The organism is Algoriphagus sediminis, from assembly GCF_030403435.1.
GTDB lineage: Bacteria > Bacteroidota > Bacteroidia > Cytophagales > Cyclobacteriaceae > Algoriphagus > Algoriphagus sediminis.
On the sequence record NZ_JAUEPH010000001.1, the window covers coordinates 703,060 to 720,338 of the forward strand.

Below are 17,279 nucleotides of genomic sequence, written 5' to 3' on the forward strand. Positions count from 1 at the left end.
ACTTGCGCTCAAATTCCCTGGTAAAAATACATGAAGACCTACCTCCGGATTCTTTCCTACGCCAAGCCATACGGTCGGTTCGTTCCGGTCTATATCCTTTATGCGCTTTTGGCGATCATTTTTGGCTTATTGAATTTTACGCTTCTTAAGCCACTGTTCGATGTGATATTCGAGCAGGTAGACTCTGAAGTACTTTCAACGTACAAGGAAATACCGGAATTCAGTTTTTCAGTTGGCTATTTTTCCCATTTATTCAATCACTATTTTCTCCAGGTAGCTGAGGAATATGGCAAATTAGGGACCCTCTACTACGTCTGTATCATAATTGTTATTTCGGTATTCCTGGCAAACCTCTTCACGTATTTATCAGGTGTAGTTTTGGCAAAGGTTCGTGCCACAGTCATTAAAAGGATGCGAACAGACATTTTCGAAAAAGTCAGTACCCTGCATATTGGATATTTTTCAAATGAGCGTAAGGGTGATCTTATGTCTAAAATGACCAATGATGTTCAGGAAGTCGAAAATACCATTGTACAGTCACTGAGAGTTGTTTTTAGAGAGCCTGCTACCATTATTCTTTATTTCGCAGTTCTCTTTTTTATGTCTGTCAAACTCACGCTTTTTACAATTTTAATTATACCCATTTCAGGTGCAATAATTGGAGGGATCACTAGGAGGCTAAAGAGAAAAGCCGTAGAAAGCCAGCAATCTCTAGGGAGAATTGTAAATATTTTGGATGAAACCCTTGGCGGAATGCGAGTAATCAAAGCCTTCAATGCCGAATGGTTTATGGGCCGGAAATTTGATGAAGAAACAGATCAATATGCAGGTGTTAACATAAATATGGCTCGGAAAAATGAGCTGGCCTCACCTATTTCACAGTTTCTCGGAGTGACCGTGGTAGCCGGAATTCTGGTATACGGAGGTAGTCTTGTTTTATCAGGTGAATCTTCACTTAGTGCCAGTGATTTTATTACCTACATCATAATTTTCACCCAAGTTTTAAATCCAGCGAAAGAAATTTCAAGGGCCGTAAGTAATATCCAAAGAGGAATTGCTTCTGCAGATAGAATTTTCGAGGTTATTGATACTCAAAGCCAAATTAAAAACCCATCAAACCCAAAGGAATTTAAATCATTTGGAAAGAGTATTCAATTTGAAAATGTGAGCTTTGGTTATGAAAGTGAGTTGGTGATAAAAGATGTAAGCTTCATTCTAGAAAAAGGGAAAACCATTGCTTTGGTCGGACCATCTGGTGGTGGAAAATCTACTTTGGCAGATTTGGTCCCGAGATTTTATGACCCTAGTCAGGGAAAAATTCTTATTGATGGCCTTGACTTACGAGAAATTCGGTTGGAGGACCTAAGGAAGCAAATGGGGATAGTAACCCAGGAGTCCATTTTGTTCAATGATACAGTGTATAATAACATTGCTTTTGGAAGTGAAAATGCAAGTGAAGAAGAGGTGATAGAGGCTGCCAAAATCGCTAATGCACATAGTTTCATTATGGACTTGGAAGAAGGGTATGAGACCTCTATTGGAGAACGAGGAAGCAAGCTTTCAGGTGGTCAAAGACAAAGAATCAGCATTGCAAGAGCAGTTTTGGAAAACCCCGCCATTCTTATTTTGGACGAAGCAACATCAGCTTTGGACAGTGAGTCGGAACTACTCGTGCAGGAGGCCTTAACCAAACTTATGGAAAACCGGACGACTCTTGTAATTGCCCACCGATTAAGTACAATTCAACACGCGGACAGGATACTGGTGATTGAAAAAGGAGAGATCATACAAAGTGGAACTCATACGGACCTTATGAATCAGAAAGGCATGTATCAGAAGCTTTCTAGTATTCAGTCCGTTTAGTATATTCAACCAATAAATGCTTCCATATGCAGAAATTTGCCAAATTCCTTCAGATTTTACTTTTGATCTTCTTCGGGCTATTCCTGATCTTCTTTATTGCCTTTGAGACCCTTGGAGGATGGGTGGGAATGGATGAAATAAGCTCTGACAACATGGTTACTATCATGCTGATAGGCTTTATCATATTTTTGGCATCCTGGCTTTTCCATTATCTAACAGTAAGCGGACTCGCTTCTAAACTTGAAAAGAAAGAGTTAGAATTAAATAAAGTAAAGGCAAAAGTCTACGATTTGGAGCATCCTCAAACAGAGGAGGAAAAAGTAAAACCAGTGGACACAAAAAAAGTCGGAGATGTTGAACCCAAAAACGAGAATGAAAAATACACTGAAGATTAAATCTTATTTATGATTTAGTTATATTCAAGGACCATCAGGTCCTTTTTTTATTATGGTATCAAAAACTTTTGGAAGCGCTGTGTCTGGCGTGGATGCTAACCTGATCACCGTTGAGGTTAATGTAGGTCAAGGCACCAGCTTTTTTTTAGTTGGCTTACCCGACAGTGCAGTAAAAGAAAGTCAGCAACGAGTAGAGAGTGCTTTAAAATTCTATAACTATAGAATGCCAAGGCAAAAAGTGGTCGTAAACCTTGCTCCCGCCGATATTCGTAAAGAAGGCTCAGCTTATGATTTACCCATAGGTCTAGCCATTTTGCAAGCTTCCGAACAGGTATTTTTTCCAGATCTTGAGAAATACGTGATTATGGGAGAGCTCGCTCTGGATGGAAAACTCAGGCCAATTAAGGGAGTACTTCCCATTGCTATTGAGGCGAGAACCAAAGGATTTAAAGGTTTTATCCTTCCTAAAGAAAATGCGAAGGAGGCATCGATAGTGAATAATCTGGATATCATAGGAGTGGAAACCATTCAGGAAGCGGTGAAATTTCTTTCAGGAGAATTGGCGATTGAGCCCTTAGTGACTGATACTCGAGATCTTTTTTACCATTCTCAGGATTATTCCGAAATAGACTTTGCCGATGTACAGGGCCAGGAAAATATAAAGCGAGCCATGGAAATAGCAGCTGCTGGGGGCCATAATGTGATAATGATAGGACCTCCTGGAGCTGGAAAAACCATGTTGGCTAAAAGGCTTCCTTCCATCTTACCTGCATTGAGTCTACAAGAAGCTCTGGAAAGCACAAAGATTCATTCGGTAGCAGGGAAATTAGGAAGTGATAGTTCATTATTGGCAAGGAGACCTTTTCGCTCTCCTCATCATACCATTAGCGATGTAGCTCTTGTGGGTGGGGGCGGAAATCCTCAGCCTGGAGAAATTTCTTTGGCACATAATGGTGTTCTTTTCCTTGATGAACTTCCAGAGTTCAAGCGAACAGTACTGGAAGTTATGCGCCAACCGCTTGAGGAGCGCAAGGTTACTATTTCTAGGGCCAAGGTATCAGTCGATTACCCCGCCAATTTTATGTTGATCGCTAGTATGAACCCTTGTCCTTGTGGGTATTACAATCATCCGGAAAAAGAATGCGTTTGTGGACCAGGAATTGTGCAGCGTTACCTCAATAAGGTTTCCGGCCCCCTTTTGGACCGGATTGATCTTCATGTGGAAGTGACTCCCGTGAAATTTGATGAAATGACTTCAACCAGAAAAACAGAATCAAGCGAATCAATCAGGACCCGGGTTGAGAATGGTAGGAAAAGGCAGGAAAAGAGATTCAAAGATCATCCGGATGTTTTTTGCAATGCCATGATGCCTAGCCACATGGTAAAACAGATATGCCAGATAAACGCCGCCGGAAAAACTCTCCTTAAAACTGCAATGGAACGATTAGGCTTATCCGCCAGAGCCTATGATCGAATTTTAAAAGTAGCTAGAACAATTGCCGATCTTTCAGATAGCGAAGACATTAAAGTAGAGCATCTAGCAGAAGCAATTCAATATAGGAGTTTGGACAGAGAGGGCTGGGCTGGCTAGACCTTGGCTAAATCTCATAAATATCACCCTCCTTGCATAGAGAGACATCAAAGGAGGGGGATTCCTTTTCCATAGCTTCATCAAAAATTTTTTCAAGTTGCTGATCTGAATTTAAAGGATCATGATGAAATATCGCTAGCTTTTTAACACCGCAAACTCTACCAAAGTGGATAGCATCATTCATTGAAGAATGGCCCCAACCAATCTTGGTTCTATATTCCTCAGGAGTGTATTCTCCATCATGAAAAAGTAGATCCGCATCTTTTGCTAAATCATAGCCACTGGTCCACTCTGGCAGATTTGGGAAATCAACCGAAGCAAGTGATGGTTCATGGTCGGGCATATAAACAAAAGTCTTGTTCCCGTCAACTACCCTGTAACCTAAGGTCGGACCGGCATGACCGATATAACTCGTCTTAAATTTTAGAGGCCCAATAGAAAATTCAGAATCTCCAATCTCATGGATTTCTGGATGATTTGGGAGTTCATTTAAACGAACTGGGAAAAGAGGAGGAGAGAAATATCTACGTAATCTATGGAGCAAAGGCTCTACACTTGTAGCCGGACCCCATAAGTGTACCTGCGTATTTGGGTTGTAAAGGGGTTGGAAAAAACCTAGCCCCATAGTGTGATCAATGTGAAGATGGGTCAAAAGAATATGAATTTCTTTGACATCTTTTGATATAAACTTTCCTAACCTTTGGATGCCTGAACCTCCATCCAAAATGATGCATAAATCATCTTTGATAATTTGAACACATGAAGTGTTCCCTCCATAAACTATATTTTCCGGACCAGGAGAGGGTAAGGAACCCCGGCATCCCCAAACTTTAATCTTCATCATTCAACCGAGTTCCAAAATAATGCCATAGCACCCAGAAAGCGATGAGGTCTACCTTCAATCGGTATGGAGGTTACATTTAATAGGTGTCTTTCACCTGTGGCACTATTTATATAAAATGAGCCACGTGCAGGCTTATGACTTTTTATTGTTTGTACTAAAGGCAAATCTTCTGCAGAAAGTGAGTTACCTTTTTCGTCTTTGGGATGAAACATTTTGGACCAGACTTCTTGAGACATTGCTCCGGTCTCTCCAAAACGAACACCCAAAATCATCTCTGCTTTTTCATTATAAAACAAAAGATTGCCTTCTGGATCGACCAAGAAAACGGCTTGACTTAAAGTATCTCCAAACTGCCTTGCTAAAATTAATTCAATAGGCTGGCCTGCCATTCGCGGAATTGTTAAAAATTTTGATTAGAAGATAATGTATTATTTAATTAATTCATAAAACACAGTTAATTTTTGAACAATGTAGCGGATGTTCTTCTTTTTATTTTGTTTAAAGTCCAAACCAAACACACCAAAATATGAAAAGACTTTTCATCCTTTTATTTCTATTCACAAATTTCTCATATGCCCAAGACATCATTCAGTCTAATGAGGGAGATATAAAAATCCAACCAATCCTCCACGGTACCTTGGTTTTGAGTTTTGATGATATCGTTGTTTATGTGGACCCCTATGGCGGAGCCTCAGCTTTTGAAGGCCAACCAAACGCAGATTATGTTTTGATAACTGACATTCACGGGGATCACCATAATCAAGAAACTTTAGACGGGTTAGCCTTGGAAAACGCGAGCATTATAGCCCCGCAAGCCGTTACTGAAAAACTGCCAAAGGAAAACTATAAATCAGTGATATCCTTAGCCAACGGTGGGTCATGGAAAATGGGAAAAATTAATATAACCACAATCCCAATGTACAATCTTCCCGAAACTGAAGATTCAAGGCATCCTAAAGGTCGCGGAAATGGTTATATCCTTACTTTTGGGGATAAGAAAATCTACATTTCAGGTGACACAGAGGACATTCCTGAGATGAGAAGTCTTGAGGATATTGATGTTGCTTTTGTCTGCATGAATCTTCCTTATACTATGGGTGTGGACCAAGCTGCGAGTGCAGTTTCTGAGTTTGGGCCAGAAATAGTTTATCCATATCATTATCGGGGGCCCGATGGTCTAAGCGATGTGGAAAGTTTCAGGACTATGGTAAACGAGAGAAATGCCAATGTTGAAGTTCGACTTCGTAACTGGTACCCTTCAAATTAACTAAAGCCTGCTTTAAAGCAGGCTTTTCTTTTCTTTAATAAACGTCTTTGATCTTATAATGAATACCATTAAAATCAAAGTTTTCTCCAGACTTTTTCCCTCGCATTACTTGGAATATCGGGGCTTTGGTAGAAAGACCGAAAAAATCAATACCATTTACTTCTACCTGCTCAATAGAGACACTTACGAAGAAATTTTTTTTATCTGTGATCACCACAGCACCCATACCGATCTCTGAGATCTCAGAATCGGTATCAATTCTATCCAAAAAATCCAACTCATCTTTCAGGAAACCCAGCTCGCTTTCGTATCTCTGTAGGACTTCCGTACGTTCAGCAGCACTGGAGTCTCCCTGACTAGGCGTCTCGGAATGGGCATAAATCTCCTTCTTCAAGGCAGATATTTCCTTTTCAAAATCCTCTATCTGAAGCTGCTGTTTAATTTCTGAGGCTCTGAGTATACTTTCTTTATTTATTCGCTTTGACATATTTGTCTTCTTTATATTCTCCACAAGGATAAGTCCAGTTGTTTGGATAAAAAATGACAAAAGTCAGAAGATCATAGGAGTTTTTATCTTGAGAAGTCTGAGCCCTTCGGCGTCTTTCGTTAAGAAAGATTAAATCCCTTTCTTTATTTGCAACAAACAACTTGGGACAGGATATTTTTAGGAAAATGAAAAAATTACTACTCCTACTTTTTGTCTCACTGCACATGGCTTTGGCTCATGGCCAAATCCATCTCAAAGGAAATATTACAGATACAGAAGGAAAAGCTCTTGCTTATGCTAGCATAGGGATACCGGGTACGGAGTATGGAACTATTTCAGAAGAAAACGGCGATTTCGACTTGATCATCAAGGAGCCGGAAGATGGATTTGAGGTTCTTTTTGCTGCGCTAGGATACCAAACTCAAAGTCGAACGTACTCGACAATTGATCAGTCCAAACCTTTAAAAATACAGCTTTCGCCCAAAGAGATCACACTAGAAGCCGTCACGGTTTGGGATAAAAAAATACGACCAAAGAGTATTGAGCTAGGAAACGGGAAGAGTTTCCTAACTAGAGGCATGCTTGCTTACGACACACTTTCTGGTGGTAGTGCAATGGCCATCCTGATTGATCCAAGTGAGTCAAAAGATTTAAACTACATGACTGGGGTCTCACTGAGAATCGCCATAAGCAAATTACCTCAATTCAAGGTCAGGTTTCGGATGATGGATGTGGATGAAAGCAACAAAGGAAAGCCTGGCAAGGATCTGCTCAATGAAAACGTAATCATCAAGTCAGGAATTCGGAAGGGCTGGTTAGATTTTGATTTGAGACCCTATGCCTTGGAACCAAAAGAACCATTTTATATGGTTTTTGAATGGATTCTGGATCTAAAAGATCGAAAGTATATCTATAACGCCTATGAGGATTTCATGAATGAATATCCCAAAAGAGTCCATTACGATACGGCCATCGTAGATGGAGAAGAAATCATAGATGTTCGAATCAATGAACTTGTAGCCGGAACAGCTTTCGGCGTGACTGGAATTAAGGGTAAAAATGAAGGGATGTTGACCTATACGAGGTCCAACAGTTTTGGTGATTGGAATAGGGATAATGCAGTGCTTTCGGCCAAAGCTACTTTCAGTAATTCACTAGACTATTTACCGGAAGAAGAAGATTGTGAAAGCATAGAATGCCAAATAGACGAAATCATGGCATATCTTTCAGAAGAATATCCGGCCCCTGGGCTTCAGTTCTCCCTGAGCAAAGAAGGTTATAATTTCTACTCCAAGGGAGTTGGGTACAAAGACATCTCAGATAGCTTAGCTGTGGATAGAAATACTCAATTCAGAATCGCCAGTGTTTCAAAAACGATGGCTGCCTATGCCGCCTTTAGAGCAAGTCTCGAGGATTCGGCATTTCTCGATTCTCCCATTGGAAGGCTTCTACCTGATATTCCTGAAGCGTATAAAGAAATTACTCCAAGACAATTAGCTAATCATAGCGCTGGTGTTCCTGATTACCAGGAAGAAAGTCTGGATGAAATCTACCAACAGAAGAATTATAAAAATCTTGAAGAGGCCCTAGAACTCTTCATTGATAGACCATTGGTTTCTGTTCCTGGTCAGGCCTACTTCTATTCCTCCTATGGATTTACGCTTCTTGGGGCATCCCTAGAAAAAGCTTCCCAATTACCCTATCTGGACCTTCTGGACTCAGTTCTTTGGAAGCCAACAGGAATGTCGAGCACCTATGGTGATTTGAAAAATGGCCAACCTGGAAAGAGTAAATTCTATTTATACACAGAGGAAGAAGGACCGGAATATGATTTGAGCTATAGTTATTCTTCAGGGGGCCTGATCTCCACCACCGATAACCTGGTTACTTTTGGAACCTTCCTTTTGGAACAGGGATATTTTGAAAGTCAAGCATTCACTGAATCTCTTGTAGAAACCAATTCAGAACGCGTTTTCTATGGATTGGGATGGTATATGATGGAGATGAGTTCGGGTGAAAAAGTCTATTTCCATGCTGGGGAATTGCCTTCATCAGGATCTTTTATCCTGGTTCATCCTGATTCTGGGGTTGTCTTTGCTTTACTCGCAAATGGACCGATTCTCTATGATGAGAACGGAGATATTCCAGGGCCTTTGATGAAAATCTTTAACTTCACTACTGAAGATTAAAATCTTAAAATCATGGAAATTCAGGCGGTCAACCTTAAAAAGAAATTCAATCTATTTTCTGATCATTGGAATCCAAGAATAGCTGGTGAGCTCAATGGTCAGCAGGTCAAACTTGCCAAATTTCAAGGGGAGTTTGTCTGGCATTCCCATGCAAATGAGGACGAGCTATTTATGGTGATTGATGGTGAATTCACTATGGAATTCCGGGATAAGTCGGTACAGGTAAAGCAAGGTGAGTTCCTGATTGTACCACGTGGTGTGGAACATAAACCAGTGGCTGAAAAAGAGGTTTCCGTTTTGCTTTTTGAACCTGCGAGTACTGTGAATACAGGAGAAACTGAACCAAGTGATCTCACTCGATCGAAGCTCGATACGATCTAAATCGCGGCCAAAGCCTGATCCATATCTGCTAATAAATCATCTAAATGCTCTAGCCCGACTGAAACCCGAATGAGATTCTGGGGAGTTAAGGTTTCTGCATTTTCTGATTCCGCTCTTCTTTCGATTAAACTTTCTACTCCTCCCAGGCTGGTGGCATTAGTGAAATATTTCAGATTGGAAATTAGGTGGTCAGCTGCTTCAGCCCCATTTTTTACCAAAAAGGAAAGAACTCCTCCAAAACCTGACATTTGTTTCGAGGCTACCGAATAACCCGGATGAGACACCAGGCCTGGATAGTAAACCGCTTCCACCCCAGGATGAGCCATTAAAAAAGTTGCTAGCTGACCAGCATGTTCTGCATGACCTTTCATTCTGTAGGGTAAGGTCTTAATGCTTCTGCATAGAAAATAGCAGTCCATAGGAGATGGCACCGCCCCACCCATCTTTTGAACGTTTCTTATTTTCTTCCAAAAGGAATCTTCTTTCTTGGTGATGAGAGCTCCGCCCATGATATCACTATGGCCTCCAAAGAATTTTGTCGAACTATGCATGACAATATCAGCTCCCAACAAAATAGGGTTTTGGAATACAGGCGTGGCGAAAGTATTGTCAGATACCAAAATAGTTCCAGCCCCCTTAGAAATCTCCGCAATGGCGTGAATATCAGAAATCTTCAGTAATGGGTTGGAAGGGGTTTCCAGCCAAATTAGTTTGGTGTTTGGTTTTAAGGCTTTGGACACATTCTCAGGATCAGTCATGTCTACAAAATCCACCTCAAGTACTCCATCAAATAGATCGAGAATTGCTGCCCTTAACCCATGATACATATCGTCGGGAGCCACCAGATGACTTCCAGGGTCGAGAGCTTGAAATACAGCCACTCCAGCAGCATTTCCTGAAGAGAAAGCCGCGGCATCTTCTCCAAATTCAAGTCTGGTAAGCAACTTTTCCAAGGCTTGACGATTTGGGTTATTAGCCCGGGAATAAACCATGGAATCCTCCTGATGCATGAAAGTGGTGCTTAAAGTTATAGGCTGAACAACAGGTTTTTCTTTTTCGGAAATTTGATTTCCACCGTGTATTGCAAGGGTTTCTAACTTCATGATTTGATTTTTATAGGCTTAGAAAATTAGGGTATTTTACCTTAGAACCATGTTTGATCACAAAATTTAATCTGGGCATTTTCTGTGAATGAAGGTTAAATTGTCAGTATTTAATTTTTTTTTTTGCACGCTTTTCCAACTTTTTACCAAACTCTAGACTCTTTAACCTAGAACGCCAGGAAAATGAATCAAGTAAAACTTAATCATCAGCTGATCTCGCAGGTCATTTTAAATGATCGACAGGCGCAATTTCAGTTGTTTGAATTGACCAAAAAGATGATCTATTCACTGGCATATCGGGTACTTAATGATGAAGATGAGGCTCACGATGTTTTGCAGGACACTTATGTAGAAGTATTTCAAAACATCTCAAAGCTTTCTCATCCGGAAGCCCTGTCATCATGGATGAAAACCATCGCAGCTAGAAAAGCGATCAGGAGAAGTAAAAAGAGATTGCACTTTGAATCTCTGGATTCAGTAGAACCTTCAAAGGATGACTTTGATTCCTGGTTTGATGCAGAGATGTTAGATACTGCCATGTTGAGTTTACCTGATGGTGCAAGAGCGGTTTTTGTTCTTATTGCTGTGGAAGGCTATCCTCATAAAGAATGTGCAGAGCTTCTGGGAATTAGTGAAAGCACGTCAAAATCCCAATACCAATACGCCAAAGGCTTATTGAAAAGTAGAATCACTAAACTCCTCCAGGCATGAACAAGAATTGGAAGGAATATAGCCCAAGGGAGGATGCATGGGATAAAATCATGCAGAGAAAGGACTTTGATTCTCAACTGGACAAGAACTTAAAAGAGCTCCCAAGTCATAGTCCATCGGATTTGGTATGGACTCGAATTGAGCAGAAGCTTGAAAATAAGAAACGAGCCTTCGTTTGGAAACCCTTTGTGATCGCAGCTTCCTTGACCGGGTTATTTCTACTGGCTTTCTATCTGATCCGGCAGGGAACTGTGGTCATTGAAGCTCCTGAGCAGACAAATGAACTCGTGGCAAGTAATCCACCTGATGTTCAAGAGGAGGAAGAAGACCTGATAAGCCCTTCTGAAGAAATTATCTCAGATTCTGATGACCTGACGGTCAAAGCTGAAGAAGACCCGATAATCGAAAGGGTGAATGAGTTTATACCGGAAATGGAAACCGAAAGAAATTTAAATCTGGAAAATTCGATAGCTCTCAAAGGAATGAATTTGGAGAAAAGAGGAGAATTCATCCCTCCACTAGAGAATCCCCAGGAAACTTACCACACAGTAGCAATTTCATGGGGTCTTAAAGAAAAAACAAAAATCAGATTAGGATCACAATCTACTGAAACCCTTACTGGCAATACCACTACAACTGCAAAACAGAAAACTAAACCAACTAAAAAACCACTAACTATTATCATCAAATGAAAACGCTAACCACTACCCTATTTCTAGCTTTTGCCTTCATTCAACATACCTATGCCCAGAAATTAGAAAACCAATTAAACGGTAACGATTTAATCTGGGCTGATGCAAACTTTCCAGTTACTGATACCTTGGCTTTCGAATTACCAAATGAAGGAACCCTACTCCTTCTGTATAATGATGCCGAGTACAATCAGGAAATTTTGAAACAGACTTTTGAACCTATTTTGGAGAAAGCCACTGATTTCCCAGAGTTTACTTCCCTTGCTTATCGCCTTACTGAAAACTTTTATCAAAGCAGCACAAAGGGCGTCATTTACGACTTGGAAGCCAATTATGTACCTTATTTAGATAGTATAGAGCTGACCTTTCCTATTGGCCTGGATTTCACTGGTGGAGATTTTACACCATCCGTAGGACTTAGAACCCATGTGAATCTTCGGCAGTTTTCCATCGGAGGGTCGGTTACCAATACGATTTTCTTTCCTGAGCGCGAAAATGGAAATGTGAAGGTTAACAGTAACTGGTTCGCAAATGCTGAATTTTCCTGGGAATTTGGAAATGTTCAGAGGCAACGTAGAAATATGTTTGGAGTAGGATACCTACTCAATCAGAACGATAGTCAATTGTTTTCGGGTACTACAATGCAAGCTTTTTATAGGAGAAAACTAAATGAAAACATTTCCATTCGAGTCGGTGTCATCGCCACAGAAAATTTCAAAACCTTCTACCCAACCATCGGCATCCGATTCTGGTAACTGAATCTTAAAAAAAGAAAGCCTGTGAAAATTTTCACAGGCTTTCTTTTTGGAAAATATTTTTTATCTGATTCGATCCACCGATCGGACCAAAGCCTCATCTTTACGGATAAAACGATTGGCCAGCATATTCAGAACCATGGCCACGAGAATCACCCAGAAGCCAATCTGGTAAGTACCTGAATCTTGAACTTCCAGGGTGGAGACAAGTCCATTTGTAGTTAAAAATACTGCTGCAACCAACCCCACCATTAAAAGGGAGTTGATCATGTTGAACATCATCTGCCTGGTTCTGTTTTTATACTGGAAAATTGAAATGATTGCAAGAATCATTACCACTGCAGCAATAGCTCCGATATACCATTTAGAAACGGTTTCATTAATTTCTCCAGACCCAGAAAATCGGTCCATTTTGAAAGCTGTAAGTTCATAACTCCCTTCTATTCCGGGTAATTGTGGAAGACTCCAAAGTGGAAAAACCAAAGTCAGAACCATGGCTATGGCTACCAATAGAAGAAATACAGATTGAATTCGTTGGATCATGTCTCTAAATTTTTTGCAAAGAAAGGGCCTTCCGACCTCATTACCAAGTCACGAAGGTGGATTGCGAACGCCAAGGAATGCTATCTTTGCCAAACATGGATACGGTCAGCAGATATTTCCTCGAGTTGAGCTATTTTGGTTCTCCCTTTCATGGATGGCAAATCCAGGAGAATGCAGAAACGGTTCAGGGACACATTGAGTCTGCGCTTAGTACTTTTTTTCGTTCTAAGTGTAGCATCCAGGGAAGTGGTCGAACGGATACCGGTGTCCACGCAAGTTTTCAAGTTGCTCATTTTGATTCAGCCCAAACTTTCAATAAGGAGAAATTGATAAAAGGTCTGAATGGAATTCTTCCTAGGGAAATTGCAATTCACTCAATTAGGGAGGTGAAGCCAGATGCTCATGCCCGATTTGATGCCATCGAAAGATCCTATCTCTATCGTATGGTTTTTCAAAAAAGCCCTTTCCTTGAAGGCCAGGCATGGTATTCTTTTGCTAAGCCCGATTTCAGAATTATGAACCTAGCAGCTCAAACGCTACTTAGATATGAGGATTTCGAAGCTTTTAGCAAAGTGAACACAGAAGTAAATCACTTTAGGTGTCAAATAAAAGCTGCTCACTGGGAACAAAAGGAGGGACAATTGTTATTTCATATAACTGCAAACCGCTTTTTGCGTGGAATGGTGAGAGCCATAGTTGGAACTTTGGTGGAAATAGGGCTAGGAAAAAGATCACCTGAAAGCATGGCAGAAATTATTGAATCAAAAAGTAGAGCAGGAGCAGGTAAATCGGCTCCCGCCCATGGACTTTTTCTGGATAGAGTAGTCTACCCAGATGAAATCTATCTAGATTTGTAAATCTTGAGTTTAGAAAAAGAAAAAACATCCTCTGGCGAAATCGTCGACACCAAAGTCTTGCGTAGGCTCTACACTTTTGTAAAACCCTACCAGCTTCAATTCTATTTTCTAATATTCCTAACGGTGGCTCTAGCGGCCTTGGCTCCCACCCGACCCTATTTCATCCAAGTTGCCATTGATGATTATGTGACAATTGGAGATACCAATGGTTTATATCAAATCATATTGGTACTTGTTGGCTTAATGTTGCTCCAAGCTTTGGTTCAGTGGGCCCACACATTCTATTCGGGCTGGATTGGACAGGTGATCATACGAGACATTCGAACCATGCTTTATCGACATTTGCTGCGATTAAAGTTGAAGTTTTTTGACAATACCCCAATAGGAAGACTAGTCACAAGAAATGTTTCCGACATAGAAACCCTGGCTGATGTCTTTAGTCAAGGACTCGCCGCAATGATTGGTGATTTGCTTCAGCTAGTCACTATTCTTGGAGTCATGTTTTACATTGACTGGAAACTTACCCTAGTCAGTTTGTGTACACTTCCATTAATGGTAATCTCCACTTACATTTTTAAAGAGAAAATCAAAGTGACGTTTAATGATGTTCGGAATGCCGTTTCGAACTTAAACTCCTTTTTGCAGGAGCACATAACCGGGATGAATATCGTTCAGATTTTCAATCGGGAAAAACGGGAATACGAGAAGTTTCAAGAGATTAATAAAGAGCATAGAGCCGCCCATATCCGTTCCGTTTTATACTATTCCATTTACTTTCCAGTAGCTGAAATCATTCAGGCTATTGGTATTGGACTCGTGGTTTGGTATGGCGCTGTTGGGGTCCTAGGAATGGAATTGCAAATAGGGGTATTAATCTCCTTCATAATGTATTTGCAGCTCTTCTTCAGGCCTATACGGATGATCGCTGATCGCTTCAATACCCTTCAAATGGGTGTGGTGAGTTCTTCAAGAATCTTCAAGTTGCTGAATAGCACCGAACATATCAGCGATGAAGGGGCCTACACTACCGAGGTCATGAAGGGGCACATCAAGCTCGAAAAGGTATGGTTCGCTTATGTGGACGATGAATATGTCCTTAAGGACATAAATCTAGAAGTGATGCCTGGTCAGACATTGGCCTTGGTAGGAGCCACAGGTGCCGGTAAATCCTCTATCATAAATTTACTTTCTCGGTTCTATGAGATCAATGATGGCAAAATCACCATTGATGGAATCGATATTCGAGATTACCGTTTGGATAACCTCCGAAGGCATGTCGGCGTGGTTCTTCAAGATGTTTTTCTTTTCTCCAATACCATTTATTACAACATCACCCTTGGAAATCCTGATATTTCCAAAGAGCAGGTGATGCAAGCTGCAGAAATGGTGGGAGCCAGAAAATTTATCGAGCGACTTCCAGGCGGATTGGATTATAACGTAATGGAGCGCGGAGGTACCCTTTCTGTTGGACAAAGACAATTAATCTCATTTGTAAGGGCTATGGTTTATGATCCTGAGATCATCATTCTCGATGAGGCAACCTCCTCCGTAGATACTGAGACAGAGGAACTGATTCAGGAATCTATAGAAAAGATGATGGCAGGCAGAACTTCAATTGTCATTGCTCATAGGCTATCTACGATTAAAAAAGCAAGTAAAATAATAGTACTCAATAAGGGGGAGATTGTGGAGACGGGAACTCACGAAGAATTACTCGATTTGGGTGGGCATTATACCCTATTGCATCAAATGCAGCTGAAAACAATGGCTATCTAGCCCGATTCTTGCTCCTTTATCACCTAAAAAAATTCATGAAAAAAGCAGTTGTTTTCCTTCTTCTGATGGTGCCATTTATGTCATTTTCTCAAGAGCGGGGAATAGGAGTCCGTTTTGGAGAACCCTTCTCCATCACATATAAAGATTTTATAAGCGATTACATTTCTTTTGAAGGAATGATTGGGAGCGCAGGAGTGAATAGTAACTCGTATTATCAGCGTGACTTTGAAAATAATCCGCCTGACGGAAATGCATTTTACAGAAGTAATTCGGTAAAGAAAGGAGTTTCGATAAACGCTCGATTGGCGTATCATGAGGACTTTTCAGAAACATTTGGAATAGAAAAAGGATACATCTTGGGATATGCTGGTGCAGGCGTTCAGTTCCGAAGCACCAATGTCACCTACACTTACACTGTAGACCAAATTGATCCACAGCAACCTGGTCTTCAGGAAGAAAGAACCAATGTGGATTTTGGGCCAGAAGCATTTGTAGGCCTCGAATATTATTTTGATGATGTGCCCATAAGCATTTTTGGGGAGGCTGGTCTTTTTCTTGAACTTTTGGATCGTGTGGGTCATATGAAAGGACAGGGTGGAATTGGTGTTCGGTATATCTTTTAGCAATGAGAAATAAGGTTTTAATTGCAGGGGCTGCTTTCTTCGCACTAGTGGTCGCCGCGTATGCCATTTTTGTGAGTTTAGGGGGAAACAACCCAATAGTGATTCAAAAAATCGAAGACGTGCCTCCATCGCTAGCAGGAATTACTTATGAAGGCACCCCTCAGGATGAAAGATTGGGCAAAGCTTTCGATAGAATTGAGACAATCCTTTCCGTCAATCCAGGAAAAAAACTCCATACTATTTACGAAGTGGAGCCAGCAGGCAAACTGGATACCATGAGAGTATTTATTGGGTTTGACCAAAGCTTTAAAATCGATAGTCTGGAATTCAAGCAGTTTGAAGAATCCTCTTTTTTGCTTGCCTCAATCGAGGCAAATCGCTGGGTGATGCCTGGACCTAACCGGGTAAAGGAAGAAATAGAGGCTTTTGCTGATGAAAAAAATCTAGTTCTATCAGGTGTTTTTATTGATAAAATCCTGAGTGATAGCAAAGTACAGGTAATCGCTCCATTAAGGCATTAGGTATTTAAGAATTTTTAGCCAAACCATTTGGAATTTTTATCGTGTTAAGAAGTACTTGACCACCAAATTTTATTTTATGAAAAAACTATTTCCAATTTTCGGTTTGGCATTTTTAATGATTTTCCAAGCATGTGAGGGGCCGGAAGGACCTCCAGGTCCAATTGGGCCACAAGGCCCTCAGGGTCTTCAGGGTGTTCCCGGTGAGGATGGGTTTAATTTTGTCGGGACTACTTATGAGGCTGAAGCAAACTTTAATGCAGAAAATGACTACGGTGAGCTTTTTGAATTTCCAGAAGAGTTATTCGAGGGCGATGTTGTACTCGTTTATAGGCTAAGCGGCTTCATTCCTGAGACCGAAAGTCCAGTCTGGAGACAAATACCGCAAACCATTTTCTTTGAGGAAGGAGTCTTAATGTACAATTTTGACTTTACCACGGTTGACTTTGCTATTTTTCTGGATGGACCCATTGATTTTTCGATTCTTGATCCAGAATGGACTGACCAACAAGTTTTTAGAATTGTCGTAGTACCCTCAGATTTTCCATCAGGAAGAATTGATTACTCCAACTATGAGGCCGTGATGTCAATGTTTAACATTAAAAATGAAGACTTTGTAAAGCTAACATCCAAATAAAATAATTACCTAAACCAACTATACAGTTCAAACAGGAGTTGAGTATT

19 protein-coding genes are annotated in these 17,279 nt (G+C 40.7%); 14 read left to right on the top strand and 5 right to left on the bottom strand.

The window, feature by feature from the left end:
* The first annotated feature begins 30 nt into the window (after positions 1-30).
* The 3 genes from QVH07_RS03005 to QVH07_RS03015 are packed head-to-tail and all read left to right on the top strand — an operon-like array spanning position 31 to position 3,849.
* Positions 31-1,863, top strand: a complete 1,833-nt coding sequence (locus QVH07_RS03005; RefSeq protein WP_289998647.1) for an ABC transporter ATP-binding protein — start codon at positions 31-33, stop codon at positions 1,861-1,863.
* 26 nt (positions 1,864-1,889) lie between these two features.
* Positions 1,890-2,258, top strand: a complete 369-nt coding sequence (locus QVH07_RS03010; RefSeq protein ID WP_289998648.1) for a hypothetical protein — start codon at positions 1,890-1,892, stop codon at positions 2,256-2,258.
* 52 nt (positions 2,259-2,310) lie between these two features.
* Complete coding sequence (locus QVH07_RS03015) at positions 2,311-3,849, top strand: YifB family Mg chelatase-like AAA ATPase (protein ID WP_289998649.1); 1,539 nt, start codon at positions 2,311-2,313, stop codon at positions 3,847-3,849.
* Between the two features lie 7 nt (positions 3,850-3,856).
* On the opposite strand, the gene QVH07_RS03020 is transcribed toward QVH07_RS03015, so the two are convergent.
* Positions 3,857-4,693, bottom strand: a complete 837-nt coding sequence (locus tag QVH07_RS03020) for an MBL fold metallo-hydrolase (RefSeq protein ID WP_289998650.1) — start codon at positions 4,691-4,693, stop codon at positions 3,857-3,859.
* Positions 4,690-5,082 carry a transcriptional regulator gene (locus QVH07_RS03025; RefSeq protein ID WP_289998651.1) on the bottom strand — a complete coding sequence of 131 codons (393 nt, stop codon included), beginning with the start codon at positions 5,080-5,082 and terminating at the stop codon, positions 4,690-4,692. The genes QVH07_RS03020 and QVH07_RS03025 overlap by 4 nt, the downstream gene beginning before the upstream one ends.
* A 137-nt stretch (positions 5,083-5,219) precedes the next feature.
* Between QVH07_RS03025 and QVH07_RS03030 the strand changes: the two genes are divergently transcribed.
* Positions 5,220-5,960: an MBL fold metallo-hydrolase gene (locus QVH07_RS03030; protein WP_289998652.1), complete on the top strand. Its 741-nt coding sequence runs from the start codon at positions 5,220-5,222 to the stop codon at positions 5,958-5,960.
* Positions 5,961-5,994: 34 nt separating this feature from the next.
* On the opposite strand, the gene QVH07_RS03035 is transcribed toward QVH07_RS03030, so the two are convergent.
* A complete protein-coding gene (locus QVH07_RS03035) occupies positions 5,995-6,447 on the bottom strand; it encodes a hypothetical protein (RefSeq protein ID WP_289998653.1) in 453 nt (150 codons plus the stop codon).
* 185 nt (positions 6,448-6,632) lie between these two features.
* Here QVH07_RS03035 and QVH07_RS03040 point away from each other — a divergent pair, with 185 nt between their 5' ends.
* Positions 6,633-8,636, top strand: coding sequence for a serine hydrolase (locus QVH07_RS03040; protein ID WP_289998654.1), 2,004 nt, complete (start codon positions 6,633-6,635; stop codon positions 8,634-8,636).
* A gap of 12 nt (positions 8,637-8,648) precedes the next feature.
* On the top strand, positions 8,649-9,017 hold the full coding sequence (locus tag QVH07_RS03045; RefSeq protein WP_289998655.1) for a cupin domain-containing protein: 369 nt from the start codon (positions 8,649-8,651) through the stop codon (positions 9,015-9,017).
* On the opposite strand, the gene QVH07_RS03050 is transcribed toward QVH07_RS03045, so the two are convergent.
* Positions 9,014-10,120: a trans-sulfuration enzyme family protein gene (locus QVH07_RS03050; RefSeq protein WP_289998656.1), complete on the bottom strand. Its 1,107-nt coding sequence runs from the start codon at positions 10,118-10,120 to the stop codon at positions 9,014-9,016. The two genes, QVH07_RS03045 and QVH07_RS03050, sit on opposite strands and share 4 nt — an antisense overlap.
* A 183-nt stretch (positions 10,121-10,303) precedes the next feature.
* Here QVH07_RS03050 and QVH07_RS03055 point away from each other — a divergent pair, with 183 nt between their 5' ends.
* The 3 genes from QVH07_RS03055 to QVH07_RS03065 are packed head-to-tail and all read left to right on the top strand — an operon-like array spanning position 10,304 to position 12,278.
* Positions 10,304-10,831: an RNA polymerase sigma factor gene (locus QVH07_RS03055; protein WP_289998657.1), complete on the top strand. Its 528-nt coding sequence runs from the start codon at positions 10,304-10,306 to the stop codon at positions 10,829-10,831.
* Complete coding sequence (locus QVH07_RS03060; protein WP_289998658.1) at positions 10,828-11,523, top strand: hypothetical protein; 696 nt, start codon at positions 10,828-10,830, stop codon at positions 11,521-11,523. Before QVH07_RS03055 ends, QVH07_RS03060 begins: the two co-directional genes overlap by 4 nt.
* The gene (locus QVH07_RS03065; protein WP_289998659.1) at positions 11,520-12,278 is read left to right on the top strand and encodes a hypothetical protein; all 759 of its coding nucleotides are present in this window, start codon (positions 11,520-11,522) and stop codon (positions 12,276-12,278) included. The genes QVH07_RS03060 and QVH07_RS03065 overlap by 4 nt, the downstream gene beginning before the upstream one ends.
* Positions 12,279-12,341: 63 nt before the next feature.
* On the opposite strand, the gene QVH07_RS03070 is transcribed toward QVH07_RS03065, so the two are convergent.
* Positions 12,342-12,821 carry a DUF4293 domain-containing protein gene (locus QVH07_RS03070; RefSeq protein ID WP_289998660.1) on the bottom strand — a complete coding sequence of 160 codons (480 nt, stop codon included), beginning with the start codon at positions 12,819-12,821 and terminating at the stop codon, positions 12,342-12,344.
* A gap of 77 nt (positions 12,822-12,898) precedes the next feature.
* Between QVH07_RS03070 and truA the strand changes: the two genes are divergently transcribed.
* The 5 genes from truA (at position 12,899) to QVH07_RS03095 (ending at position 17,232) form a co-directional block, all read left to right on the top strand.
* Complete coding sequence (gene truA / locus QVH07_RS03075) at positions 12,899-13,678, top strand: tRNA pseudouridine(38-40) synthase TruA (protein WP_289998661.1); 780 nt, start codon at positions 12,899-12,901, stop codon at positions 13,676-13,678.
* Between the two features lie 3 nt (positions 13,679-13,681).
* Positions 13,682-15,454, top strand: coding sequence for an ABC transporter ATP-binding protein (locus QVH07_RS03080; protein ID WP_289998662.1), 1,773 nt, complete (start codon positions 13,682-13,684; stop codon positions 15,452-15,454).
* A 35-nt stretch (positions 15,455-15,489) separates the two neighbouring features.
* Positions 15,490-16,077, top strand: a complete 588-nt coding sequence (locus QVH07_RS03085) for a hypothetical protein (protein WP_289998663.1) — start codon at positions 15,490-15,492, stop codon at positions 16,075-16,077.
* A 2-nt stretch (positions 16,078-16,079) separates the two neighbouring features.
* Positions 16,080-16,598 (top strand): hypothetical protein, encoded by a 519-nt coding sequence (locus QVH07_RS03090; protein WP_289998664.1) that lies wholly within the window; start codon positions 16,080-16,082, stop codon positions 16,596-16,598.
* Positions 16,599-16,674: 76 nt separating this feature from the next.
* The gene (locus tag QVH07_RS03095; protein WP_289998665.1) at positions 16,675-17,232 is read left to right on the top strand and encodes a hypothetical protein; all 558 of its coding nucleotides are present in this window, start codon (positions 16,675-16,677) and stop codon (positions 17,230-17,232) included.
* Positions 17,233-17,279: the final 47 nt, after the last annotated feature.